General features: G+C 60.1%; 30 protein-coding genes. 26 read left to right on the top strand and 4 right to left on the bottom strand.

The annotated features are described in order from the left end of the window. The 23 genes from rpsC to P792_RS36620 all read left to right on the top strand — a co-directional run bounded on the left by rpsC (position 1) and on the right by P792_RS36620 (position 13,156). Positions 1–678, top strand: coding sequence for a 30S ribosomal protein S3 (rpsC, locus tag P792_RS29795; protein ID WP_023978998.1), 678 nt, complete (start codon positions 1–3; stop codon positions 676–678). 47 nt (positions 679–725) lie between these two features. Continuing rightward, positions 726–1,142, top strand: coding sequence for a 50S ribosomal protein L16 (gene rplP, locus P792_RS29790; RefSeq protein WP_023978997.1), 417 nt, complete (start codon positions 726–728; stop codon positions 1,140–1,142). Between the two features lie 2 nt (positions 1,143–1,144). Then, a complete protein-coding gene (rpmC, locus tag P792_RS29785) occupies positions 1,145–1,378 on the top strand; it encodes a 50S ribosomal protein L29 (protein ID WP_023978996.1) in 234 nt (77 codons plus the stop codon). A 13-nt stretch (positions 1,379–1,391) separates the two neighbouring features. After that, positions 1,392–1,673, top strand: a complete 282-nt coding sequence (gene rpsQ, locus P792_RS29780; protein WP_023978995.1) for a 30S ribosomal protein S17 — start codon at positions 1,392–1,394, stop codon at positions 1,671–1,673. 14 nt (positions 1,674–1,687) lie between these two features. Further along, positions 1,688–2,056, top strand: coding sequence for a 50S ribosomal protein L14 (rplN, locus tag P792_RS29775; RefSeq protein ID WP_023978994.1), 369 nt, complete (start codon positions 1,688–1,690; stop codon positions 2,054–2,056). Then, positions 2,056–2,376 carry a 50S ribosomal protein L24 gene (rplX, locus tag P792_RS29770; RefSeq protein WP_023978993.1) on the top strand — a complete coding sequence of 107 codons (321 nt, stop codon included), beginning with the start codon at positions 2,056–2,058 and terminating at the stop codon, positions 2,374–2,376. The genes rplN and rplX overlap by 1 nt, the downstream gene beginning before the upstream one ends. A 10-nt stretch (positions 2,377–2,386) precedes the next feature. After that, positions 2,387–2,953, top strand: a complete 567-nt coding sequence (gene rplE / locus P792_RS29765) for a 50S ribosomal protein L5 (protein ID WP_023978992.1) — start codon at positions 2,387–2,389, stop codon at positions 2,951–2,953. A gap of 115 nt (positions 2,954–3,068) precedes the next feature. Continuing rightward, positions 3,069–3,374 (top strand): 30S ribosomal protein S14, encoded by a 306-nt coding sequence (gene rpsN, locus P792_RS29760; protein WP_023978991.1) that lies wholly within the window; start codon positions 3,069–3,071, stop codon positions 3,372–3,374. 11 nt (positions 3,375–3,385) lie between these two features. Next, complete coding sequence (gene rpsH, locus P792_RS29755; RefSeq protein WP_023978990.1) at positions 3,386–3,784, top strand: 30S ribosomal protein S8; 399 nt, start codon at positions 3,386–3,388, stop codon at positions 3,782–3,784. A 10-nt stretch (positions 3,785–3,794) separates the two neighbouring features. Next, the gene (gene rplF, locus P792_RS29750) at positions 3,795–4,331 is read left to right on the top strand and encodes a 50S ribosomal protein L6 (protein WP_023978989.1); all 537 of its coding nucleotides are present in this window, start codon (positions 3,795–3,797) and stop codon (positions 4,329–4,331) included. Beyond that, on the top strand, positions 4,331–4,693 hold the full coding sequence (gene rplR, locus P792_RS29745; RefSeq protein WP_023978988.1) for a 50S ribosomal protein L18: 363 nt from the start codon (positions 4,331–4,333) through the stop codon (positions 4,691–4,693). Before rplF ends, rplR begins: the two co-directional genes overlap by 1 nt. 13 nt (positions 4,694–4,706) lie before the next feature. Continuing rightward, positions 4,707–5,288: a 30S ribosomal protein S5 gene (rpsE, locus tag P792_RS29740; RefSeq protein ID WP_023978987.1), complete on the top strand. Its 582-nt coding sequence runs from the start codon at positions 4,707–4,709 to the stop codon at positions 5,286–5,288. After that, positions 5,281–5,466 carry a 50S ribosomal protein L30 gene (rpmD, locus tag P792_RS29735; protein WP_023978986.1) on the top strand — a complete coding sequence of 62 codons (186 nt, stop codon included), beginning with the start codon at positions 5,281–5,283 and terminating at the stop codon, positions 5,464–5,466. The genes rpsE and rpmD overlap by 8 nt, the downstream gene beginning before the upstream one ends. 1 nt (position 5,467) lies before the next feature. After that, entirely contained in the window at positions 5,468–5,953 is a 486-nt protein-coding gene (gene rplO, locus P792_RS29730; RefSeq protein ID WP_023978985.1) for a 50S ribosomal protein L15, read from the top strand. A 107-nt stretch (positions 5,954–6,060) separates the two neighbouring features. After that, positions 6,061–7,440, top strand: coding sequence for a preprotein translocase subunit SecY (gene secY, locus P792_RS29725; RefSeq protein ID WP_023978984.1), 1,380 nt, complete (start codon positions 6,061–6,063; stop codon positions 7,438–7,440). Beyond that, positions 7,437–8,012: an adenylate kinase gene (locus tag P792_RS29720; RefSeq protein ID WP_023978983.1), complete on the top strand. Its 576-nt coding sequence runs from the start codon at positions 7,437–7,439 to the stop codon at positions 8,010–8,012. The genes secY and P792_RS29720 overlap by 4 nt, the downstream gene beginning before the upstream one ends. 223 nt (positions 8,013–8,235) lie before the next feature. Then, positions 8,236–8,613, top strand: a complete 378-nt coding sequence (gene rpsM / locus P792_RS29715) for a 30S ribosomal protein S13 (protein WP_023978982.1) — start codon at positions 8,236–8,238, stop codon at positions 8,611–8,613. A 92-nt stretch (positions 8,614–8,705) separates the two neighbouring features. Then, complete coding sequence (rpsK, locus tag P792_RS29710; protein WP_023978981.1) at positions 8,706–9,098, top strand: 30S ribosomal protein S11; 393 nt, start codon at positions 8,706–8,708, stop codon at positions 9,096–9,098. A 156-nt stretch (positions 9,099–9,254) separates the two neighbouring features. Next, on the top strand, positions 9,255–10,274 hold the full coding sequence (locus P792_RS29705) for a DNA-directed RNA polymerase subunit alpha (RefSeq protein ID WP_023978980.1): 1,020 nt from the start codon (positions 9,255–9,257) through the stop codon (positions 10,272–10,274). A gap of 38 nt (positions 10,275–10,312) precedes the next feature. Then, positions 10,313–10,738, top strand: a complete 426-nt coding sequence (gene rplQ / locus P792_RS29700) for a 50S ribosomal protein L17 (RefSeq protein WP_023978979.1) — start codon at positions 10,313–10,315, stop codon at positions 10,736–10,738. A gap of 356 nt (positions 10,739–11,094) precedes the next feature. Beyond that, a complete protein-coding gene (locus P792_RS29695; protein ID WP_023978978.1) occupies positions 11,095–12,408 on the top strand; it encodes an MFS transporter in 1,314 nt (437 codons plus the stop codon). 73 nt (positions 12,409–12,481) lie between these two features. After that, complete coding sequence (locus tag P792_RS29690; protein WP_023978977.1) at positions 12,482–12,895, top strand: ASCH domain-containing protein; 414 nt, start codon at positions 12,482–12,484, stop codon at positions 12,893–12,895. Between the two features lie 87 nt (positions 12,896–12,982). Continuing rightward, positions 12,983–13,156, top strand: coding sequence for a DUF1328 domain-containing protein (locus P792_RS36620; RefSeq protein WP_023978976.1), 174 nt, complete (start codon positions 12,983–12,985; stop codon positions 13,154–13,156). Positions 13,157–13,251: 95 nt separating this feature from the next. On the opposite strand, the gene P792_RS29680 is transcribed toward P792_RS36620, so the two are convergent. Genes P792_RS29680 through P792_RS29665 form a run of 4 tightly spaced genes read right to left on the bottom strand, consistent with a single transcriptional unit; the run spans position 13,252 to position 22,569 of the window. Continuing rightward, a complete protein-coding gene (locus P792_RS29680; RefSeq protein WP_023978975.1) occupies positions 13,252–14,790 on the bottom strand; it encodes an efflux transporter outer membrane subunit in 1,539 nt (512 codons plus the stop codon). Beyond that, positions 14,787–18,065: an efflux RND transporter permease subunit gene (locus P792_RS29675; protein ID WP_023978974.1), complete on the bottom strand. Its 3,279-nt coding sequence runs from the start codon at positions 18,063–18,065 to the stop codon at positions 14,787–14,789. The genes P792_RS29680 and P792_RS29675 overlap by 4 nt, the downstream gene beginning before the upstream one ends. Then, entirely contained in the window at positions 18,062–21,241 is a 3,180-nt protein-coding gene (locus P792_RS29670; RefSeq protein WP_023978973.1) for an efflux RND transporter permease subunit, read from the bottom strand. Before P792_RS29670 ends, P792_RS29675 begins: the two co-directional genes overlap by 4 nt. An 8-nt stretch (positions 21,242–21,249) precedes the next feature. After that, positions 21,250–22,569, bottom strand: coding sequence for an efflux RND transporter periplasmic adaptor subunit (locus P792_RS29665; protein ID WP_023978972.1), 1,320 nt, complete (start codon positions 22,567–22,569; stop codon positions 21,250–21,252). 263 nt (positions 22,570–22,832) lie between these two features. Here P792_RS29665 and P792_RS29660 point away from each other — a divergent pair, with 263 nt between their 5' ends. From P792_RS29660 to P792_RS29650, 3 genes are all read left to right on the top strand, one after another. Beyond that, entirely contained in the window at positions 22,833–23,126 is a 294-nt protein-coding gene (locus P792_RS29660; protein WP_023978971.1) for a CsbD family protein, read from the top strand. A 199-nt stretch (positions 23,127–23,325) separates the two neighbouring features. Beyond that, positions 23,326–23,967: a ribonuclease HII gene (locus P792_RS29655; RefSeq protein ID WP_023978970.1), complete on the top strand. Its 642-nt coding sequence runs from the start codon at positions 23,326–23,328 to the stop codon at positions 23,965–23,967. After that, positions 23,967–25,055 (top strand): DNA methyltransferase, encoded by a 1,089-nt coding sequence (locus tag P792_RS29650; RefSeq protein WP_023978969.1) that lies wholly within the window; start codon positions 23,967–23,969, stop codon positions 25,053–25,055. Before P792_RS29655 ends, P792_RS29650 begins: the two co-directional genes overlap by 1 nt. Positions 25,056–25,275: the final 220 nt, after the last annotated feature.

Raw genomic sequence — 25,275 nt, 5'->3', positions numbered from 1 at the left:
ATGGGACACAAAGTCAATCCGATCGGGCTCCGGCTCGGCGTAAACCGCACCTGGGATAGCCGCTGGTACGCCGGCAATGACTATTCCCGTCTGCTGCATGAAGACCTGATGCTGCGCGCGTACCTGCGTCGCAAGCTCTCGGGTGCAGGCGTTTCCCGCGTTGTGATCGAGCGTCCGGCCAAGAAGCCGCGCGTCACGATCTATGCAGCGCGTCCGGGCGTCGTCATCGGCAAGAAGGGTCAGGACATCGACGCTCTGCGCAAGGATCTGAGCCGCTTGGCAAAGACCGACGTTGCGCTGAACATCGTCGAGATCCGCAAGCCCGAAATCGACGCAACCCTGGTTGCCGAGAACATTGCACAGCAGCTGGAGCGCCGCGTGGCCTTCCGTCGTGCGATGAAGCGTGCGGTTCAGTCTGCCATGCGTCTTGGCGCGCAGGGTATCCGAATCAACTGCTCCGGCCGTCTCGGTGGCGCGGAAATCGCTCGTATCGAGTGGTATCGCGAAGGTCGCGTGCCACTTCACACGTTGCGCGCCGACATCGATTACGGTATCGCCACTGCCAAGACGACCTATGGTACGTGCGGTGTGAAAGTCTGGATCTTCAAGGGTGAAATCCTTGCCCATGATCCGATGGCTCAGGACCGTCGTGCAGCGGAACAAGCGCCGCAGCGCTGAGCAGTAGATTATGACAAGCGCCGCGAGGCGCATGAGGATACGACACCATGCTTTCCCCGAAGCGGACTAAGTTTCGCAAGGCCCACAAGGGCCGCATTCATGGGTTGGCCAAGGGCGGAACGACGTTGAATTTCGGCGCGTTCGGCCTTAAGGCTCTTGAACCCGAACGTATCACCGCACGCCAGATCGAGGCGTCGCGTCGTGCGATCACTCGTGCGATGAAGCGTGCCGGTCGCGTGTGGATCCGGATTTTCCCGGATCTGCCGGTTTCCACGAAGCCTGCCGAAGTCCGCATGGGCTCCGGCAAGGGCTCGCCCGAATTCTGGGTGGCCCGCGTGAAGCCCGGCCGCGTGCTGTTTGAAATCGAAGGCGTGCCGCCTGAAGTGGCACGTGAGGCCCTGGCTCTTGGCGCAGCGAAGCTGCCGATCAAGACCAAGTTCATCACCCGTATCGGGGAGGCATAAGAATGGCTGACGCTTACAAGGTAGCCGATCTTCGCGCCAAGTCCCCTGATGAACTGCAGGCCCTTCTTCTGGACCTGAAGCGTGAGCAGCTGAACCTCCGGTTCCAGGCTGCCACGGGCCAGTCAGAGGGAGTCGGACGCGTTCGCGTTCTCCGTCGTGCGATTGCTCGCATCAAGACGGTGGCGCATCAATCGAAGAACAAGGCGGGCGCAAAAACGTCCGCCGCAGAGTCCTGAGAGGAGACGGACGATGCCAAGGCGCGTCCTGACAGGGCGAGTGACGAGCGACAAGATGGACAAGACGGTTACCGTTCTTGTTGATCGTCGTATCATGCACCCGCTCTATAAGAAGTTCATTCGTCGTTCCAAGAAGTACGCGGCGCATGACGAGCTGAACGAGTGCAAGATCGGAGACACGGTGCGCATCGAAGAATGCGCACCGATTTCCAAGCGCAAGACCTGGACGGTGATTACCCGCAACGGTGCGGCCCTTGAGGCAGCAGCTGCGGCACCGGCTCAGGCGTCAGCGTAAGAGGGGACTGAGAAATGATCCATCCCGAGACCAATCTGGACGTCGCCGATAATTCCGGCGCACGTCAGGTGCAGTGCATCAAGGTGCTGGGCGGCTCCAAGCGGAAGACCGCCTCGGTCGGCGACGTGATCGTCGTGTCCGTCAAGGAAGCGATTCCCCGCGGCAAGGTGAAGAAGGGTGACGTGCATCAGGCCGTCATCGTTCGCACGTCCTACCCCGTTCGTCGTGCTGACGGCAGCGCCATCCGCTTCGACAAGAATGCGGCTGTGCTGATCAACAAGTCGATGGAACCGATCGGCACGCGTATCTTTGGCCCGGTGGTTCGTGAGCTGCGTGCGCGCAAGTTCATGAAGATCATCTCCCTGGCTCCGGAGGTGCTATAATGGCTGCTCGTATCAAGAAGGGTGACCAGGTTCTGGTCCTCTCCGGCTCATCGCGCGGCACGCGTGGCGAAGTCCTGGCCGTTCTGCCGAAGGTCGAGAAGGCCATCGTGCGTGGCGTTGCCGTGGCTAAGCGTCACCAGAAGCCGACCCGCATGAACCAGGAAGGCGGTATCATCGTCAAGGAAATGCCGGTTCATCTGTCCAACCTGAAGCTCGTCGATCCGAAGAGCGGTAAGCCGACTCGCGTCGGTTTCCGTCAGCTTGAGGATGGACGCAAGGTCCGTGTCGCCAAGGTGACCGGCGAAGTGATCGAAGGCTAAGGGGGCGACAATGAGCGAGACCATTACCCGCATCCAGCCGCGCCTGCAGCAGCGTTACAACGACGTTCTCCGTGACAAGCTGCGTGAGCAGTTTGGCTACAAGAACGCCATGCAGGTTCCCAAGCTGGAAAAGATCGTGCTGAACATGGGCGTTGGCGAGGCCGCCGGCGACCAGAAGAAGCTCGATGCCGCCGTTGCCGAAATGGCAGCCATCTCCGGTCAGAAGCCCGTCAAGACGGTTGCCCGCAAGGCAATTGCCGGCTTCAAGATCCGTGAAGGCCTGCCGATTGGCTGTAAGGTGACCCTGCGTCGCGCACGCATGTACGAATTCCTCGATCGTCTCGTGACGATCGCGATGCCGCGCATTCGTGACTTCCGCGGTCTGCCCCCCAACAAGGGCTTTGACGGTCGTGGCAACTTCGCCATGGGCATCAAGGAGCAGATCGTGTTTCCGGAAATCGACTACGACAAGATCGACTCCGTACGCGGCATGGACATCATCTTCGTCACCACGGCGAAGAGCGATGAAGAGGCAAAAGCGCTGCTCAAGGCGTTCGATCTGCCCTTCACTGCCTGATTTATCGGGTTGAGCCGGGTTTTTTCCTTTCCAAAGGAAGCCCGGCTCCCTATATACACACGCTGTTTGGAAAACCGTTGGGATTGGCCCGACAGGTTCCGGGAGAAGATTTAGCATGGCAAAAATCTCCGCCGTGAACCGCAACGCCAAGCGTGCCTACATGGCGACGCGCGATAAGGCGAAGCGGACCGCGTTGAAAGATATCATCAAGGACCGGAGCCTTCCGGTAGAGGAGCGTTTCGACGCAACCCTGAAGCTGGCAGAAATGCCGCGCAACGGGTCGCGTGTTCGTTTCCGTCTGCGCTGCAAGGTTTCGGGACGTCCCCGCGCGAACTATCGCAAGTTCGAGCTGAGCCGTATCGCCCTGCGCGACCTGGCCTCCACCGGCCAGATCCCCGGTATGGTCAAGTCGAGCTGGTAAGGTAGAAGCGAATGTCCCTGTCCGATCCGTTGGGTGATATGCTCACCCGCATTCGCAATGCCCAGCGTGCACGTCACGCGGCTTGCATCGCGCCAGCTTCCAAGCTGCGTGCGAACGTTCTGGAAGCGCTGCGTCGCGAAGGTTACATCCGTGGCTACACCACGGAAGAACTGCGCGCCGGCGTCTCCCAGCTGCGCATCGAGCTGAAATATGCAGACGGCCAGCCCGTGATCAAGGAAATCCACCGCGTGTCCAAGCCGGGCCGTCGCGTGTATTCCAAGATCAAGGAACTGCCGCGCGTGTATGCCGGTCTCGGCGTGTCGATCCTGTCCACCCCGCGCGGTATCCTTTCGGATATCGAGGCTCGCGCCGCGAATGTCGGTGGCGAAGTCCTCTGCCGCGTCTTCTGAGGAGGATCACATGTCACGAGTAGGCAAGTATCCGGTTGTCATTCCTGCTGGCGTGGACGTTTCCATTGCTGACGGGTCCCTGACCGCCAAGGGCAAGCGCGGTTCGCTGAGCATGCCTCTGACCCGCTTTGTTCAGGCGAAGGTGGAAGACGGCAAGGTTTCGATCCTTCCGGTGGGTAACCGTTCGCGTGAGACCTGGACGATGTGGGGCACAACCCGCGCGATCGTCGCCAACCTGGTCAAGGGCGTTTCCGAAGGTTTCAGCAAGACGCTCGAAATCACCGGTACGGGTTTCCGCGCCAGTGTGCAGGGTTCGAACCTGGTGATGAACCTGGGTTATTCCCACGACGTCGTCTATCCGATCCCCGCCGACGTGAAGATCACCACGCCCCGTCCCACGGCCATCACGGTCGAAGGGAACGACAAGCAGCGTGTTGGTCAGGTTGCGCTCGACATCCGTAACTTCCGCAAGCCGGAACCCTATAAGGGCAAGGGCGTGCGTTACGAGACCGAAGTTCTCCGTCGTAAGGAAGGCAAGAAGAAATAATGGCTACGCAGCATGGATTGCAGGAACGGCGCCGTCAGCGGCTTCGCTTCCAGCTTCGCCGCAAGAGCGGTGGCCGGCCGCGTCTGTCGGTCTTCCGTTCTGGCAAGAACATCTACGCACAGGTGATCGACGACGCTCAGGGCGTTACCCTCGCCAGCGCTTCCACCCTTGAGAAGACTCTTCGCGAGTCCGGCAAGACGGGTGCAAATGTCGATGCGGCTTCGGTTGTCGGCAAGCTGGTTGCAGAGCGTGCTCTGGCCGCTGGCGTGACGGCGGTCGTGTTCGATCGCGGTGCGTATCTCTATCATGGTCGCGTCAAGGCGCTGGCCGAAGCTGCCCGCGAGGGCGGCCTTTCGTTCTAAGGAAGGATCACACATGGCACGTGAGCCAAGAGAAGGCGGCCGTGGTGGTCGCGAGCGGGAACGCGAAGGCGACGATCTGGTCGACAAGCTGGTAACGATCAACCGCGTGGCCAAGGTGGTCAAGGGTGGACGTCGCTTCGCTTTTGCTGCCCTGGTTGTCGTTGGTGACCAGAAGGGTCGCGTCGGGTACGGTGCGGGCAAGGCCCGTGAAGTGCCGGAAGCGATCCGCAAGGCCACCGAGCGCGCTAAGCGCACGATGATCCGCGTTCCGATGAAGGAAGGCCGCACGCTGCATCACGATTCCTACGGGCATTTCGGTGCTGGCAAGGTCGTGGTTCGTGCAGCTGAAGCCGGTACCGGCATCATCGCAGGCGGCCCGATGCGCGCCGTTTTTGAATCGCTGGGCGTGAATGACGTTGTTGCGAAGTCCCTCGGGACCCGTAATCCGCATAACATGGTCAAGGCGACCTTTGCCGCTCTCGAGCGTTGCAGCAGCCCCCGCGCTGTCGCAAGCCGCCGTGGCAAGAAGGCCTCTGAGCTGTTTGCAAAGCGTGATGCATCGTCTGACGAGGCAGTGGAGGCGACCAATGGCTGAGAACAAGACTGTTCGCGTCAAGCAGATCGCTTCGGCTATCGGGCGCAAGCCCGGCCAGGCTGAGACCCTCGTGGGTCTGGGCCTGCGCGGCATCGGCAGTGTTCGTGAACTGGAGGATACGCCTTCGGTTCGCGGCATGATCCGCAAGGTTGCCCACCTCATCCAGGTGGAGGGTTGATATGAACCTCAATGAACTGCGCGATAACGCCGGTGCGCGTTACCGCAAGAAACGTCTGGGCCGTGGTATCGGCTCAGGCAAAGGCAAGACCTCCGGTCGTGGCGTCAAGGGTCAGAAGGCTCGTGAAGGCGTCTCGCTGAACGGCTTCGAGGGTGGTCAGCTTCCGCTGTACCGTCGTATGCCGAAGCGTGGGTTCAAGAACATTTTCCGCAAGGAATTTGCTCCTGTGAACCTGGGTGCGATCGACCGTGCACTGGCTGATGGCAAGCTTCAGGCAGACGCGACGATCACGGAAGAGGCTCTGCGCGCCGCTGGTCTGGTGGGCACTGGCAAGTATGCCGGTATCCGCCTGCTGGCAAAGGGCGAGCTGACCCGCGCCGTGACCGTTGAAGTTTCCGGCGCTTCGGCAACCGCGATTGCGGCTGTCGAGAAGGCTGGTGGCTCTGTCAAGGTTGCCGCCAAGGCTGAAGCTCCGGCAGAAGCCTGATCGCCCGAAACGCTCATCGCGCACCTTTTCGTGCGCGACGAACGACGGTAATCCTGAACAGCGTCCCGCGCCTGCGGCGACGCTGTTTTTGTTGAAAGGACCGGTGGATGGCCTCCGCAGCCGAGCAGCTTGCCGCCAATCTCAATCTGAGTTCGTTCTCCAAGGCGACCGAGCTCAAAAAGCGCATCTGGTTCACCCTGGGCGCGCTCATCATCTATCGTCTGGGAACCTACATCCCGGTTCCCGGCGTCGATGCGACCGTGATGGGTCAGCTCCTGAACCAGAATCAGGGCGGCATCATCGGCATGTTCGATATGTTCACCGGTGGTGCGCTTGGGCGTATGACTGTGTTCGCCCTGAACATCATGCCTTACATCAGCGCATCGATCATCGTGCAGTTGCTTTCGACGGCGCTGCCTTCGCTTGAGGCACTTAAGAAAGAGGGTGATCAGGGCCGGAAGAAGCTCAACGCCTACACGCGTTACCTGACTGTGCTGATCGCCCTGTTTCAGGCTTATGGCATCGCCATGGGGCTTGAGCACATGACCAGCAAGACCGGTGCGCTGGCGGTCGTGGCGCCCGGCCCGTTCTTCATCCTGTCCTGCGTGGTGACCCTTGTGGGCGGAACCATGTTCCTGATGTGGCTGGGTGAGCAGATCACGTCGCGTGGTGTGGGTAACGGCATCTCGCTGATCATCTTTGCCGGCATCGTGGCTAACCTGCCTCACGCGCTCGCCAGCCTGTTCCAGCTTGGCTACACGGGCGCTCTCTCGCCGTTCTTCGTATTGCTGTTCCTGGTGCTTGCCGGGGCGACCATTGCGTTCATAGTGTTCATGGAGCAGGCGCAGCGCCGGGTGGTCATCCAGTATCCCAAGCGTCAGGTCGGCAGCCGTATGTTTGGCGGCGATTCGTCGCATATGCCGCTCAAGGTCAATACGGCTGGCGTAATCCCGCCCATCTTCGCCTCCTCTGTCCTGCTGATTCCTGTGACGATTGCAGGCTTCATGAACGGCAAGGGGCTTCCGGGCTGGCTCAACACGCTAGGTCAGGAACTGGGGCAGGGGCAGCCGCTCTACATGCTGTTCTATGCAGCAATGATCCTGTTCTTCTCGTATTTCTATGCTGCGGTGACCTTCAACCCTGAAGAGACTGCCGAGAATCTGCGTAAGCAGGGTGGCTTCGTGCCGGGTATTCGACCCGGCTCGAACACGGCGCGTTATTTCGACCGTATCCTCTCACGCCTGACGACCATCGGTGCGCTCTACCTCGTTGCGGTCTGCTTGCTGCCTCAGATTCTGATCAGCCGCTACAACGTGCCTTTCTACTTCGGTGGAACGAGTCTGATCATTATCGTGTCGGTCACGATCGACACCATGACGCAGGTACAGTCGCATCTGGTGGCTCATCGCTATCAGGGCCTTATCCGCAAGCAGCGTGGTCGTGGGAACGGCAAGGCTGAGGCTGGCAGGGGAGTGCGCCGTCGATGAACATCATCCTTCTTGGCCCGCCTGGCGCGGGCAAGGGAACGCAGGCCCAGCGTCTCGAGCAGGAATACGGCCTGAAGCAGATCTCGACGGGCGATATGCTGCGCGCCGAGATGGCCGCAGGAACGCCGTTGGGTCTCAATGTGAAGTCGATCGTCGAGTCCGGACAGTTTGTGCCGGACCCGGTGATGATCGACCTGATCAAAAGTCGCACCCTGCAGGCCGATTGCGCGAACGGGTTCATCCTCGATGGATTCCCGCGCACCGAGAGCCAGGCAGAGGCGCTGGACGCGATGCTGGCCTCGCGCGACATGAAAATCGATGCGGTGCTGCTGCTCGAAGTCGATGCCGAGCAGATCGTGGCCCGGCTGGCTGAGCGACGTGCGCCGGATGGCTCACGACGTGCCGATGATGAACCTGACACGGTCCGTCGTCGTATACAGGTCTATCGTGACCAGACGGCGCCTATTCTGCCCTATTATGAGAATGCGGGGCGTCTGCGTCGCATTGATGGTATGCAGAATGTCGAGACGGTGCATCAGGCTATCGTCGCGGCTCTTGGGCTTACAAAATAAGTCGGATAGGGTCGATCACTCAAAAGTGAACGGTTTTATTTGACTCAAGGGGGGTGCTCGATATATTGCGCGCCCTCGACACAGGTGCTGTCAGTCGCGTTAATCGTCGCCCGTGAGGCGTTCGATTCTTTGGCGGATTGAACAGTTTCGATTGAACTGGCCCATGACATGGGTCGAAGCAGAAAGAGAGCCTGACCTTCCGGTCAGGCAGGGAGTGAGTGGCGTGGCGCGTATTGCCGGCGTAAATATTCCGACGAACAAGCGGGTAGTCATTGCCCTGAGCTACATCTACGGCATTGGTCCGTCGACGGCGAAGGCAATCTGCTCGAAGCTCGAAGTACCTGAAGCGAAGCGCGTCAACGAGCTGAGCGACGATGAGATCGTGAAGATCCGCGAACTGATTGATGGCGATTACCGCGTCGAGGGTGACCTCCGCCGCGAAACCGCGATGAACATCAAGCGTCTGATGGACCTTGGTTGCTATCGTGGTCTGCGTCACCGTCGTGGTCTGCCGGTGCGCGGCCAGCGTACGCACACGAATGCCCGTACCCGTAAGGGTAAGGCCGTGGCGATTGCCGGTAAGAAGAAAGCGACGCGCTAATTCGCGCATCTTAGGCGGATCGTGGCGAGTGGCGGCCTTCAGGCTGTCCTCTGCCCTTCGCTCATTGCCAAGTTTGACAGGACGACCTCATCATGGCCAAGGCCGCAACTCCGCGTATCCGTAAGAAGGAGCGCAAGAACATCATCTCCGGTGTCGCGCACGTTCTTTCGACGTTCAACAACACCATGATCACCATTTCCGACGCCCAGGGCAACTCGATTGCATGGTCTTCGGCTGGCGCGCAGGGCTTCAAGGGCTCGCGTAAGTCCACGCCGTATGCCGCACAGGTTGCCGCCGAAGACGCAGGCCGCAAAGCACGCGACCACGGCATGGAGACGCTGGAAATCGAAGTTTCGGGTCCGGGTTCGGGCCGTGAGAGCGCCCTGCGTGCCCTTCAGGCCGTCGGGTTCTCCATCACGTCGATCCGCGACATGACCCCGGTGCCGCATAACGGCTGCCGTCCGCGCAAGCGTCGTCGCGTCTGATTGGCTCCGGCCCCTTCGGGGGCCGGTTGTCTGTCACCACCCGTCCGTAGGTGGTTTCTCTCTCGGGGGAGGCCACCGGCACGTTCTGACCGCGCTCCGGCGCGGTTGATGTTCCGTTGGTCCCCAGCGGGACAAGTTGTTTGAAAGGCCACGACATTGGTCCTCCAGAAGAACTGGCAGTCCCTTATCAAGCCGGAAAAGCTGGAAGTCGCGCCCGGCTCCGTGCCCACGCAGACAGCCACGGTGATTGCCGAGCCGCTGGAGCGTGGTTTTGGCATGACGCTCGGCAACGCGATCCGTCGCGTGCTGCTCTCCTCGCTGCAGGGCGCTGCCGTCACCGCGATCCAGATCGACGGCGTGCTGCATGAGTTCTCGTCCGTGCCGGGCGTCCGTGAGGACGTGACGGACATCGTGCTGAACATCAAGCAGCTTGCCCTGCGCATGCATGGCGAAGGCCCCAAGCGCATGGTGCTGACGGCTACGGGCCCCGGCGAGGTGCGTGCAGGCCAGATCCAGGCCGGTCATGACATCGAAATCATGAACCCCGACCTGGTCATCTGCACGCTCGATGACGGCGTGAAGCTGGGCATGGAATTCACCGTGAACATGGGCAAGGGCTATGTTCCGGCCGCTGCCAACCGTCCGGAAGACGCGCCGATCGGGCTCATCCCCATCGATGCGATCTACTCCCCGGTGCGCAAGGTGTCGTACAAGGTTGAGCCGACCCGCGTGGGTCAGGTCACCGACTATGACAAGCTGCTGCTCACGGTCGAGACGAATGGCGCGGTTACCCCGGAAGACAGCCTGGCTCTGGCCGCCCGCATCCTGCAGGACCAGCTCCAGCTCTTCATCAACTTTGACGAGCCGCGTCCGGTGCGTCAGGAAGAGCCGCGTGACGATCTGCCGTTCAACCGCAACCTGCTTCGCAAGGTTGATGAGCTCGAGCTGTCGGTGCGTAGCGCCAACTGCCTGAAGAACGACAACATCGTCTATATCGGCGATCTGGTTCAGAAGTCTGAGCAGGAAATGCTGCGTACGCCGAATTTCGGTCGTAAGTCGCTGAATGAAATCAAGGAAGTCCTGACTTCCATGGGTCTGTCGCTGGGCATGAATGTTCCGGCCTGGCCTCCCGAGAACATTGAGGATCTGGCAAAGCGTCTCGACGAGACGTTCTGAGCCCTATCCGGTAGAAAGCAGAGTAAGGAAACCCTATCATGCGTCATGGTGTTGCTGGGCGTAAGCTCAACGTAACCTCGACCCACCGCGCAGCCATGTTCCGCAACATGGCCGTGGCTATCATCAAGCACGAGCAGATCACGACGACGCTGCCCAAGGCGAAGGAAATTCGCCCGATCGTCGAGAAGCTGATCACCCTCGGCAAGCGTGGCACGCTGCACGCTCGTCGTCAGGCTTTCGCACAGCTGCGCGACGAAACCATCGTCACCAAGCTGTTCTCGACCATTGCAGAGCGCTATCAGGGCCGCTCGGGTGGTTACACCCGCGTCCTGAAGGCCGGCGTCCGCTACGGCGACAACGCTGACATGGCCGTTGTCGAGATGGTCGACCGTGACGCTGATGCCAAGGGCAAGGATAGCGGCCCGGTGTTCAACCAGTCCGGTGAAGAGCCGATGGCTGCCTGATCCCGAAGGATCGGAACGCCAATGGAGAGGCTGGGCAGGAAACTGCCCGGCCTTTTTCATTTGGACTTACAAAATTCTGTCCAATCGTTTAAACAATCCTCCAATACGCAAACACATCAATCCTACCTTTCAAAGCAGGATTTTTGATCAGTTTCGATACCGATCCTTCCTATCATGGGGTCGGGGGGCCAGTTTCGATATTCTGCATGGATATCCGGACGTTTTCCTGCGTTGGCGGGATCTGGCTTTTTCAACGGTCCGAGCACTCTCGTAGGACCAGTCACCGCGCATCCCATGCCGATCCGGGCAATGAGGCCCGGTACGCTCGCGCTGCGTGTAGATACAGGAGAGCTTCTTTGTCTGAGGCAAGCACCACCCAGAGACGCGGGATCGCAGAGATCCTCGGTATTCCACGCCCTCTCTTTTTCGGCTTCGTCGGTCTACTTTTGTTCATGATCGGTGACGGTGTCGAGGCGGGATACCTTGATACATTCATGCTCCATAACGGGCACACCCAGGGCGACGTGAATCTTCTCTTCACGACCTATGGTATCACGGTCATGATTTCGGCCTGGTTTTCCGGGCCGCTGTCGGACCTCTACGGCCCAAAGCGTGTGATGTGGATTGGATTGATCCTTTGGTCCGTGCTTGAGGTTGGGCTTCTTGCTCTGGGTCTTGGCCCGAACAACTTCACAATGACGCTCCTCTTCTACACGCTGCGCGGCTTCGCCTATCCGCTCTTCGCCTACGGGTTCCTCGTCTGGATCGCGGCTGCGACACCGGCTACGATGCTGGGCTCGGCGGCTGGCTGGTTCTGGTTCTCCTTCTCCGCCGGTCTGCCCACACTCGGTTCGCAGTTCGCCCGTTATGCCATCCCCGCAATTGGCGAGTTGGCAACGTTCTGGTGCTCGCTTGGTCTCGTAATCCTTGGCGGTCTGGTGGCGTTGCTCTTTACCCATGAACCAACCGGGAAGAAGCGTCTGCTGCCCGATCATGTGAGCACACGCGACATTTTCTTCGGGTCGATCAGCATCATGTGGCGCGAGCCCAAGACACTGATCGCCGGTATCGTGCGCACCATCGACACGTCGTCGGAATACGCGTTCCTCGCGATCATGCCGGCGTTCTTCATCGATCACCTTGGTTTTACACAGGGCCAGTGGTTGAACCTGTTGTCGCTGATCTTCCTCAGCAACATCCTGTTCAATCTCGTCTCGGGTATGCTGGCCGATGCGCTTGGACACCGCTTCATCGTCTCGGTGTTCGGTGGTATCGGTGGCTTCGTTTCGATCCCGCTCTTCTATTATATCCCGGTCTGGTATCCCGGTAACTTCGCGGCTGCTGCGGCTGTTGGCATTTTCTACGGCGCGACCGTCGCTGCCTTCGTTCCGCTCTCCGGCCTGATGCCGCAGATTTGCCCCAAGGAGAAGGCGGCTGCGCTTTCGATCCTTGGTTTGGGTGCCGGTGCGAGCACCTGGGTTGGCCCGGCCATTGCCGGCATCTGCGAGAGTGTGTTCGGTTTTGGCATGGAAGGGATCATCTGGGCCTTTGCCCTGATCTATCTGGCAGCCGCCGGTATGACGATCACGCTCCGTATCTCGGATGAGGCGCGTCGTTATACGCAGGAAGCGCTCGCCCGTGGTGAGAACATGACGGCCGTCGGACACTAAGGGTTCAATTCCTCCTGTACCGACATGGCGAGGCGCCGTTGACATCTGTCGACGGCGCCTTTTCTTTGTCTGGATGACTGACCCTGTCTCTTCACCGCCGTCAGGATGGGAAAGCTTCGATCGCTTTTCCTTCGGCGACAGTCCGGCTCTTGCCGATGAACTTCTTGGCCTCGTTATCCGCGGGATCAAGACCGGTACATGCTGGGCCGCCTGCGACGGGCAGCAAACCCATATCGGGAAGTTGAGCGTCGTCTGTGACGGCAGGGACCAGCCCCGTGTCATCACCCGCACGGTGGCTCTCGAGAAACGACGCTATTGTGACGTGGATGAAGTTTTTGCGGCCAAGGAAGGCGAGGGCGACCGGAGCCTCGCCTATTGGCGGGGCGAGCATGAGCGTTATTTCCGTCGTCTAAACCAATTCAGCGAGACGATGGAGCTATGGTGCGAGGAATTTGCTGTCGTGTTTGTGTTTCCTCACACGCACTGACCGGGCGTCTGTCACCAGTACGGCGTCAGGGTGAACTTTCGTTGCGACTTCGCGTTGACCCCGGACAGAACTAAAAAGGGTTTCGCTATGCTAAAGCTCGCCATCTTCTTCCTGATCATCTCCCTGATTGCAGGGCTCTTCGGATTCACCGGTATCTCGGCAGCTTCGGCGGGGATCGCGAAAATCCTGTTCTTCCTCTTCATCGCCCTGTTTGTGCTTTTCCTGGTCATTGCCGTCTTTGTCGGCAAGGCCGTGACTTGAGCCTATCAGTGATCCCACAGCAAAAAGGGGAGAGCCGAGAGGCTCTCCCCTTTTTTATTTGCTCGTAGTGCCGAGCCGAAAACGCGGGATGGGGCTTACTGCTTCGTCTTGGACAGGAATTCCGGCAGTAGCGGGTTATTGGTCTGCAGTGAGGCCTTGCTGGGGAGCTGCGAGACATCCCAGCCGCCGCCGAGGGCCACAATCAGATCAACATGGGCGATCGCCTGGCTTTGGTGAATACCAAGAGCCTGAACTTCGTAATTCAGGGCATTCTGCTGGCTGGTCAGGACGGTCGTGTACGTCTGGGTACCGGCCATGTATTCATTGAGAGAGACACGGACGGCTTCCTGAGCGGACTTGACGGCGACATCCTGCTGAGCCAGCTGCTCGTCAAGGATACGCAGGTTCGACAGATTATCCTCAACACCCTGCAGCGCGCTCAGCACGGTCTGGCGATAGGTCGCCACCGAGGCATCGTAATCGGCCCGGGCGCTGAGCACGGCCGCGCTGCGTGCGCCGCCATTGAACAGGGTCTCGGTCGATGACGCGCCGAGCGACCAGAAGCGCGTGGCTGCCTGGATCAGCGTTTGAAGCGGGTTGCCGCTATACCCATAGGTCGCGCTGACCGAGATCTCTGGATAGAAGGCGGCGATATAATAGCCGATCTCGGCATTATACCCTTCCATATTGCGTTCGGCGGCTGCGATATCGGGGCGGCGCTGCAGAAGCACCGACGGCACGGCACTGGGCGCTGTGGGCAGGGTAAGGGGCAGAGCCCCGACGGGAATGGTCAGATCGGCAGGGGCGCGACCAATCAGAACGGCTATGGCATGTTCGTATTGGGCCCGTGTGATCCCGGCCTGAGTGGCCTGCGCCTCGGTCTGTTGCAACTGATACCGTGCCTGCCAGAGCGCACTCGGGTCCGTTACGCCGGCATCGACCTGATTTTGCACGATGCTGAGCGCCTGACGGAAATAGCCCACATTATCGAGGTAGAGCTTCTTCAGGCTGTCCTGATAACGCAGGTTGAAATACGCATTGGCCAGCTGGGACTGATAGGACAGCTGCGCATTGGCGAGATCAGCCGCGCTCGCCTGGGTGGCCGTCACCTGCTGCTGGATCTGGCGACGGATACGGCCCCAGACATCGAGCGTCCAGGAGGCAGAAGGCCCGGTATTCCATGTATTGACTGTGGTCGTGGTGGAGTAATTGACCACAGACCCGGAACTGGCGCTTCGTGAGCCGCTACCCTGGGCGTTACGGCTGAAACTGAATGAGCCGGAAAGCGTGGGGAAGAGCTGGGCGCGAATGGAATCGATGGTCGCCTCGGCCTTGCGATACTGCGCCTCATATTGCTTCACGTTCTGGTTGGAGATCGCGACCTGCGACTCAAGCCAGTTCAGCTGGGGATCGTGATAGACTTCCCACCACGCACCTTTTGGCGCCTCGGCCAACTGGGGCTGGGCGACACCCCAGCCTGCAGGCGGCTTGGGGGCTTCCTTGAACTTGGCCGAAATCACCGCATGGGGACGATGGTAGTCAGGCCCCACCATGAAGCAGCCTGAAAGCAGGGGCGTGCAACATGCAGCAAGGAGGGACAGGCGTCGGGCTGAGCGAGACGGGGAGAAAGTCATCCTTGGGTCTGATCCTGATGGTGCCGGCGGAAAAGCATGGAGGTGGAGTGGAAGAACCGTGAGATCCTGCGTCCCATCGCATCGAGCGTCAGGAAAACGGCAGGCGTGCTGTAAAGGGTGAGGGCCTGACTGACGACCAGACCGCCGAGAATGGAAATACCCAGAGGGCGGCGCAATTCTGCACCATAGCCATTGGCAATGATCAACGGAACTGCACCCAGCGCTGCGGCGAGCGAGGTCATGATGATGGGGCGAAAGCGCAGGGCGCTGGCCTGACGAATGGCTTCTTCGGGGGTGGCGCCGTCGCGCTGGGCTTGCATGGCGAAATCGATCAGCATGATGGCGTTTTTCTTGACGATGCCAATCAGCAGGATCACGCCGATCATCGCGATCAGCGAGAACTCTTCACCAAAGATCTGGAGCGCCAGAATGGCCCCGACCCCGGCGGAAGGCAGCGTGGAGAGAATGGTGAGCGGGTGCACGAGGCTCTCATAGAGCACGCCCAGCACAATATAGACCGCGGCCAGGGCCGCGAGGATGAGCAGGGGCTCGTCATTGACCGATTTCTGGAACAGGGCGGCATTACCGGCAAAGCCACCCTGAATATCTGAGGGCACATGCAGCTTGATCAGTGCAGCATTGATGGCCGTCACCGCATCACCCAGTGACACGCCCTGCTTGAGGTTGAACGAAATGGTGGTGGCCACCGATTGTCCCTGATGGTTCACGCTCAGGGCCGTGGTGCCCGGAATGATATGCGAGGTCAGGCTGAGCGGCACCATAGTCTCTGCGCTGGTCGCAACTGCCGAGCCCGAAGAGGCATTGCTACCGCCGGCCAGACTGTTGGCCATCTGGTTCTGGTAGTTGGAATCGGCGGTCGAGACGCTGCTTGAGGCCGTGCTGGTCGTGACAACGCGGATGCGGTTCGACGCGACGCTGCCTGAGGCCGTACCGCCCGAGGTGCTGATCCAGACCTGCTGTAGCGTGTTGGGGTCCCGCCAGAAGCGTGGCGCGGCTTCCATGATCACACGATACTGGTTGATCGGCTTGTAGATGACTGAGGCAGCACGCTGCCCATAGGCATCGAACAGGATATTCGAGACAAGTTGTGGGGTAATCTGGAAACGTGACGACAGGTCGCGGTTGATCTTCACATCAAGTGCCGAGCCGCCTTCGCTCAGATCGGAGGAGACATCCATAAGCCCCGGAATTTTCTGGAAGGCTTCCACCACCTTGGGGGTGAGGGTGAAAAGCTCATCGGCATCGGGGCCTTGCAGGGCATACTGGTAAGAGGCATTGCCGCCACGGGCACCCGCTCTTACGGCACCGGGTGCCATGAAGAAAATCTCGGCGCCGACCATATGGCTGAACTTGCGGCCCAGGCGTTCGATGGTCTGGGTGACCGTGTCGCTACGAGCGGATTTGTCCTTGAGCGAGGCAAAGAGATTGGCCTGATTGGCCTGACGACCGCCCAGAAAACCGACGATGGCGGCGACATCGCGATCTTTCGAGACGGTCCTGGCTACCTCATAGGTCTTGCCGCTCATCTGGCTGAATGACGATGACTGATCGCCGATGATATGGCCCATCATCATGCCGGTATCTTCATCCGGGAAGAAGCCCTTGGGCATCTTCACGAAAAGCGCACCTGCGATGAACAGGGTGGCTGGCAGGGTCAGAAGCATCAACCAGCGATGGCGCAGAGACCAGTCGAGCGAGGCGACATAGCCATCGGTAACACGGGTGATCTGCCGATCAAGGAAGATGGCGATACGTGCGCGCTGATGCCCTTCTTTTGCAGGGCGCAGCAGCAGGGCGCAGATCATGGGGGTGAGTGACAGCGACAGGATCATCGAGATCACAAGGGTGATCGAGATGGTCATGGCGAATTCGTGGAACAGTCGCCCGGCAATCCCGCCCAGAAGGATGATCGGCACAAACACCGCAATAAGCGAGAGGGTGATGGAGACGACCGTAAAGGCCACTTCACCCGCGCCGATCAGCGCCGCCTTGAGTGGCGAGAGACCCTGCTCCAGATAACGGGTGATGTTCTCGAGCACCACGATGGCATCATCAACCACGAAGCCGGTGGAGATGGTGAGCGCCATGAGTGACATGTTGTCGAGCTGGTAGCCCAGCAGCTTCATGACAGCGAAGGTCGCGATGATGGAGGTGGGCACCACAATCGCCGGGACCAGAATGGCCGGGGCCGATTGCAGGAACACCAGCACGACCAGCACCACCAGCACCACGGCAAGGATGAGCGTCAGCTTGGTGTCATCCAGCGCGGCGCGAATGGTCTTGGAGCGATCAACGGCAATATGCAGGTCGATATCGGGGGGTAGGGCCGCCCGGATAAGGGGCAGACGCGCCTTGATCTCGTCGGTGGTCTTGACCACGTTCGCCCCTGCCTGAGCAAAGACCAGCCCCACCACGGCACGCTGTCCGTTATAGACGCCGAGCGTACGCAGGTTTTCCACGCTGTCATTGACCTCGGCCACACTCGACAGGCGGACAGGGCGGGCATTGCGATAGGCGATGATCAGGTCGCGATAGGCCTGGGCCTTCTCAGCCTGGTCGTTGGTGTCCAGCGTAAAGCGATAGCCGCCCTGATCGATGAAGCCTTTGGGCGTATGGGCATTGGCCGAGGTCAGCGATGCGCGCACATCCTCGAAGCTGATCCCGAATTTGTAGAGCAGGAGCGGATTGACCTCGACGCGCACGGCAGGGAGGGCACCGCCACCGACTTCCACCTCGCCGACACCCTGAACCTGACTAAGCTGCTGCTGCAGAACGTTCGTGGCCTGATCGTACAGCATGGCCGGGGTCTTGGTGGGGGAGGTGAGCGCCATCACGAGGATGGGCGCGCCGTTCGGATTGGCCTTCTGATAGCTGGGGTTGGTGCGCAGCGTGGTAGGCAGGTCGGCACGGGCGGCCTGCAAGGCAGCCTCGACATCGCGCGCTGCCCCGTTGATGTCGCGTGACAGATCGAATTGCAGGATGATCCGGGCCTGATTGACCATGGATTGCGAGGTCATCTCGCTCAGCCCGGCAATAGCACCCAGATGACGCTCAAGCGGCGCTGCGATCGTGCTTGCGATCTCGGTAGGCGAGCCACCCGATTGCTGCGCCTGCACCATGATGACCGGCATGTCCACATTGGGCAGATCGGCCACCGGAAGCATGGTGTAGGCCAGCATTCCGGCAATGAGCATGGCGGCCGTCAGGAGCGAGGTCGCAACGGGCCGCAGAATGAAGGGGCGGGTGATATTCACTCGCCACCCTGTTCCGCAAGGCGCTCAGACATGGAGCGGAGCCCGAAACGACGACGCGTTGCGGCGGCGATGCGATCCATCATCAGGTAGATGACCGGTGTGGTGAAGAGGGTGAGAAGCTGCGACAGCAGCAACCCGCCCACAATCGACACACCGAGCGGGCGACGCAGCTCGGATCCTACGCCATGGCCGAGCATCAAGGGCAGGGCACCGAAGAAGGCGGCCAGCGTGGTCATCAGGATCGGGCGAAAGCGCAGCAGCGCCGCACGACGGATGGCATCGAAAGGTGCCAGCCCGTCCAGTCGCTCGGCCTCTAGCGCGAAGTCGATCATCATGATGGCGTTTTTCTTCACGATGCCGATCAGCAGCACAATGCCGATAATCCCCATGACATCCAGATCCATGCCGCAAAGCGAGAGCGCCAGCAGTGCGCCGATGGCGGCAGAGGGCAGGGTGGAGAGGATGGTGATCGGATGAATGAAGCTCTCATAGAGCACGCCCAGCACGATATAGACCGCCACAAGCGCCGCAATCACCAGATAAAGCTCGTTGCTCAGCGAGGAGCGGAACGCAGCCGCCGTGCCCTGGAACGCCGTCTGGAAAGCGGGAGGCAGACCGATGCTCGACGCTGCATGGTCGATGGCATTCGTTGCTGCACCCAGCGAATAGCCCTCGGCCACATTGAAGGACACGGTGGTGGCCGGGAACTGGCCGAAATGCGTGATGAGTAGCGGGGCGAGGCCCTTGGTGATGGTGGTTACCTGATGCAGCGGCACCAGACCTGAGGTGGGCAGACGGGTCGGGCCGGATGAGCTCTGGCCAGCCTCACTGGAGATGCCAGGCAGGTAAAGCTGGCCGAGGCTGGCTAGGTCATGCTGGAAACGCGGCTCAGTTTCGAGGATCACGCGATACTGGTTGGACTGGGTATAGATGGTCGAGATCTGGCGCTGGCCGTAGCTGTCATAGAGCAGATTATCGATGGTCTGCGGCGTAATGGAGTAGCGTGCGCCATTGGTACGATCGAGGTCGACATGCGCGACCAGCCCCTCGGCCTGCAGGTCGGAGGTGACATCGGCCAGAGCGGGTTCCTGCTGCAAGGCGGTAAGGAGCTTGGGCACCCAGGTCTTGAAGGTATCGTAATCCGGGTTCTCGAGCAGGAACTGATACTGCGTGGCGGACACCGTGGAATCGAGAGACAGATCCTGCACGGGCTGAAGGAACAGCCGCGCACCGGGTGTCGAGCTTCCCCGCTCGGCCAGACGCTTGAGGATGGCAGAAAGCCCACTGCTGCGCTGGTCCAGCGGCTTGAGGTTGATCAGCATACGCCCGACATTGAGCGTCATGTTCTGCCCGTCGATACCGACGAAGCTCGACACGCTGGCAACGTCAGGATCTTCAAGCACGGCGGCGATCACCGCCTCCTGATGCTTCTTCATGCTGTCGAATGAGATGGCCTGCGCCATCTGGGTAATACCCTGCACCACGCCTGTATCCTGACGGGGGAAGAACCCCTTAGGGATGATCACGGCAAGGAACACGGTCAGCACAAAGGTGCCCAGCGCCACGAGCAGGGTCGCTGTCTGGTGACGCAGCACGAAATCGAGCCAGCGCGCATAGGTGGCGATCAGGCGCTCGATGGCATTGCCAACCCGTGCGGCGACGCGCTGGAAGCGGGTGGTGGCATGCTCGTCATGGGCGCGCTCGCTGAGCAAACGGGCGCACATCATGGGCACGAGCGTAATGGAAACGATGGCCGAGATCACGATGGTGATCGCCAGCGTCATGGCAAATTCATGGAACAGGCGACCGACCACATCGCTCATGAAAAGCAGCGGGATAAGCACGGCAATGAGCGAGACCGTCAGCGAGATGATGGTAAACCCGATCTCCTGCGAGCCCTTGACGGCCGCGGTATAGCGGTCTTCTCCCATCTCGATGTAGCGCGCGATGTTTTCGATCACCACGATGGCGTCATCCACCACGAAGCCCGTCGCAATGGTCAGAGCCATAAGTGAGAGGTTATCGAGCGAGAAATCGAGCAGATACATCACCGCCAACGTGCCGATAAGCGAGAGCGGTACGCTTAGGCTTGGAATGATGGTGGCGGGCACGTTGAACAGAAACACGAAGATCACGGCCACCACGAGCAGCATGGCCATGCCGAGCTCGAATTCCACATCTGCCACCGAGGCGCGAATGGTGGTGGTGCGGTCGGTGAGCGGGGTGATCTCGATACCGGGCGGCAGAGTCTTGCGCAGCTGCGGCAGGACCGCCAGCACGTTGTCGACCACTGAAATCACATTGGCGCCGGGCTGGCGCTGGACGTTCAGGATCAGTGCGGGCGTCTTGTCCGACCAGGCGGCAAGCTGGTCATTCTCGGGTCCCTGCACCACGGTGCCCACATCGCGCAGGCGGATCGGGCCGTTATCCTGATAGGCGATGATCTGGTTCATCAACTGGTCGACAGATGAAATCTGTCCGTCGATGCGCAGCGTGGTCGAGCGATGTGGGCCGTCGAACGTGCCGGTTGGTGAGTTGATGTTGACCGTGCCGATGGTGGTGCGCACCGTATCGATGGCGATACCGTAGGAGGTCAGCTTGGGAATGTTGATCCGAACGCGTATGGCCTTGCGATTGCCACCCGAAAGCGTGACAAGGCCCACACCCGAAATCTGGCTGACACGCTGCTGAAGCCGCGTATTCACATAATCCTGCACCTCGGTCAGGGGCATGGTGCGCGAGGTGATGCCCAGCGTGAGGACGGGGGTGTCAGCCGGGTTGACCTTGGCATAGATCGGCGGGGCCGGAAGGTCGGTCGGCAGAAGAGAGTTGGACTGGTTGATGGCCGCCTGGACTTCCTGCTCGGCAATATCCATCGACATGTCGAGCCCGAAGCGCAGCGTGATGACCGAAGCGCCGCCCGATGACTGCGAGGTCATCTGGTCGAGGCCAGGCATCTGACCGAGCTGCGTTTCGAGCGGAGCCGTGACCGATGTCGCCATCACATCCGGGCCTGCGCCCGGATAGAAGGTCGAGACCGTGATGGTCGGATATTCCACCTGGGGCAGGGCCGAGATCGGCAGGAAGTGATAGCCGAGCAGGCCGGTCAGCATGATCGCCAGCATCAGGAGCGATGTGGCGACCGGGCGATCGATGAAGAGACGAGAAGGATTCATGGGCGGGCTTACTGCGCGGGCTTGGCGGCAGGAGCGGGAGTGGCGCTGGTGTCGCCCTTGTTCCCGTTATCCGACGCATTGGCATTGGCATTGTCAGCAGGGATGCTCACCTTGGCACCGGGGCGCAGATGATTGGTGCCATCGGTCACTACGCGCTCGCCCAGCTTGAGCCCCGTCTTGATGACCGTCACGTCATTGCTGGCAATGCCGGTCGTGACGTTGCGGACCTCAACCGTGTTGTCGTCTTTCACGACATAGACGAACTGGCCATCCGGGCCAGTCTGAAGCGCGTTGGACGACAGCAGGATGACGTTATGCAGCGTGTCGACCAGCAGACGGGCATTGACGAACTGGTTCGGGAACAGGTGCTCGTCTTCATTGGTGAAGATGGCGCGCATACGCACTGTGCCTGTAGCCGTGTCGATCTGGCTGTCCAGCGCCTTGACGGTGCCGGAGGCGATCTTGTTCAGGTTCGCGCTATCCCACGCATCGACAGGAAGCTGGCCCACAGCGCGCAGCCTGTCCATGACCTGCGGCAACTGGTCCTGCGGCAGGGTGAAGATCACGGAGATCGGCTGCATCTGCGTGAGGATGGTCAGACCGCCTGACTGTCCCGCCGTAAAGTAATTGCCCATATCGACAGCGCGGATGCCGACACGACCATCAACAGGCGCAATGATGTGACAGTAATACAGGTTCAGGCGAGCATTATCGACATTGGCCTGGTCGAGCTTGACGGTGCCCTCAAGCTGCTGGACCTTGTACTGTGCATCGATGGCCGTCATGGCGGCAATCGAGTTCTGCTTGATCAGCTTGTCGTAACGCCCGGCATTGATGCGGGCATCGGCCAGCTGGGCCTGATCCTGCTTCAGTGTGCCAAGCTGCTGTTCCAGCGCTACCTGATAGGGGCGCGGATCGATCAGCACCAGCTCGTCACCGGCCTTGACGTGTTGCCCTTCCTTGAAGGCCACATTCATGATGTAACCGCTTACGCGGGCCTGCACGGTCACGTTGGTGATCGGCACGACGGTACCGAGCTCTGTCAGGACCTCGGGCATGTCACCCGTCTTGACCACAGCCACGGCGACAGGTGTTGCCTCGCTGTTGCCCTGTGCGGTGGCACCGGTGCGATGGCCACCGCGACCGGCATGATGCGTGCGTGAATGGGGGCGCAGGAAGGCGACGGCAAGAAGCAGGACAATCAGACCGCCGATAATGAAAAGCAGGCGCCGCTTGCGCCGGGGTCTTGCCGGCGCGGGCGAGGCGGAAGGGTGGGGCGCAGCATGGCGCGCAGGCTGGGTCCGGTCAGGGCCCGTCTGATCAGTCATCTCTTCTCGTCTTCCATCACCCAAACCAAAGGCGGACACATGCGCCTACTGGTGTTTGAGACATACGTTATTTGAGGCCGCCGTAACATGACGTCAGCTAAATTCTAGTTCAAACACGAAACAATTCACAATATCCCACGTTACATGCGGTCGCTCGGGAAGGCGGAATTTGGCGAAGATGTCGAGGAAACCGTTTTGCTCATGCGCCGTTCGTCCTAACGTCACGGATGTTTAGAGCACCGTTAAGTGAAAGGATTATGACAATGGCTGATGCAGTAGAGAAAAAGGGCGAAGGTCTGCTTGATGAAGCCAAGGGCCGTCTGAAGGACGCTGCCGGCGGTCTGACAGGCGATACCAAGCTTCAGGCTGAAGGCAAGATCGATCAGCTTTCCGGCATGGCCCAGCAGGAATTCGCCGATCTTTACGACGATGCCGAGACCACTCTGGAAAAGGCGACTGCCTTCGTGCAGGACCGCCCGCTGATTTCACTCAGCGTTGCCATTCTGGTCGGCACCATTCTTGGCGCAATTTTCTTCGGACGCTCCAAGAAGAAGTAAGACCTAAGGGCAGACCTGATGGAGGAAGGGAGATCGCAGCGATGTGGTCTCCCTTTTGTCATTTTGCGGGCAAAAATGATTCACTCACGCATTACAGGGGTTTACAGCGCGATTCGGGTGATTCAAAAGCGATTCGCAGGACTGTGCGACTCGGGCAGTCTGTCTTGTTTCAAGCTGCCAGGGATCATGTAACTGCACCATGCCGGACTACACTCTCGAACTTGCCAATGGGGCACCGGAGAAGAGGGTCGCCGGCCTGGACGAGGTGGGCCGTGGCCCGCTTGCTGGACCTGTCATCGCGGCAGCACTCATGTTTCTCGAGCCGCCCGATGCGGCGCTCTCTGTGCTGATCGATGATTCAAAGAAGCTGAGCGCCCGTCGTCGCGAGGCAGCTTATGCGGCGCTGATCGATCACCCTTCAGTCCGGATCGGGCTTGGAGCGGCATCGGTGGCTGAAATCGAGCAGATCAATATCGGCAAAGCCTGCCACCTTGCCATGCAGCGCGCCCTAACGCATCTCGGTGCCGTTCCAGACCTCGCCCTTGTCGATGGCAATCGCCTGCCTGCATTGGGTTGCCCGGCCATCGCTGTCATTGGCGGCGACCGCAAGAGCCTTTCCATTGCCGGGGCATCGATCATCGCCAAGGTCAAGCGAGATCGCCTCATGGCTCGCCTCTCGGAACGCCATAACGCTTATGGCTGGGAGAAAAATGCGGGCTATGGCACGGCTGTCCATATGGCCGGTCTGCGCGAAGCCGGTGTCACGCCGCATCACCGACGCGATTTTGCCCCTATACGTGCCCATATTGCGGGTGCCACCCATTCGGCCGGAGCCATCTAATGCAGGATTTTCCTCTCGATCAGATCCTGTGTGGCGAGTGCATCGACACGATGCGCGGCCTGCCTGATGCCAGCATCGACTGCATTTTTGCCGATCCGCCGTATAACCTGCAGCTGCGCGGCGAACTGCGCCGCCCGGATGAAAGCGTGGTCGATGGTGTGGACGATGCCTGGGACAAATTTGCCGATTACGCGACCTACGACAATTTCACGCGTGAATGGCTGACCGAAGCCCGTCGCCTCCTGACCAAGGACGGGACGATCTGGGTAATCGGGTCCTATCACAACGTGTTCCGGCTGGGCGCGATCATGCAGGATCTGGGGTTCTGGATCCTGAATGACATCGTCTGGCGCAAGGCCAATCCGATGCCCAATTTCAGGGGGCGTCGTTTCACCAATGCCCATGAGACCCTGATCTGGGCCGCGCGCGGACCTGAAAGCAAATATCGCTTCAATTATCAGGCCATGAAGGCGCTGAATGATGACATGCAGATGCGAAGCGACTGGTATCTGCCGCTATGCACCGGCAACGAGCGCCTGCGCAACGCGCACGGGCTGAAGCTGCACCCGACCCAGAAGCCGGAAAGCCTGCTTCATCGCGTCCTGATTGCGTCCACTATCGTGGATGATATTGTTCTTGATCCGTTCTCGGGTAGCGGGACAACGGCGGCGATGGCAAAGCGCCTCGGGCGCCGGTTTATCGGTATCGAGCGGCACCCCGACTATATCGAGGCGGCACGTGCCCGTGTCGAAGCGGAGGTGCGTCTTTCTGACGAGCAACTGGCGATCACTCCGGCCAAGCGCGAGATGCCGCGCGTGCCGTTTGGCAGCTTCGTCGAGCAGGGGGCCTTACCTGCCGGGACCGAACTATTCGACCGCCAGCGTCGTGTCAGCGCGATTGTCATGCCCGATGGCAGCCTCGTTTCCGGCTCGCATCGTGGCTCCATTCACAAGATGGGCGCCTTGCTGACCAACGCCCCATCCTGCAACGGCTGGACGTTCTGGTATTTTGAACGTCAGGGCGAAGTGCTTCAGATTGATATCCTGCGCACCGAAATGGCGCAGACGCCCCTGCGTAACGTCGGCTAGGTTCGCCCGTCCTGCCGCAAGGCTCGGCGTCCATGGGGTCTGATTCGTAAAACTGGGCAAGATCACGCTGCCCGGCACGCTGTTTGTGCTGATGGCATTGCGGCACGTCAAAGGGCTTGGGAAGGTGTCGCACCCTGATTGTGCAGACAGAACCGGCATCAGGCCAGTGCAAGCCGGCGATCGTGTATTCGTTGGTTTTATTGACAAATTGTGTCGCGTT

Source organism: Asaia sp. SF2.1 (assembly GCF_000505765.1).
GTDB lineage: Bacteria > Pseudomonadota > Alphaproteobacteria > Acetobacterales > Acetobacteraceae > Asaia > Asaia bogorensis.
This window is presented reverse-complemented; position numbering and strand designations above follow the sequence as displayed.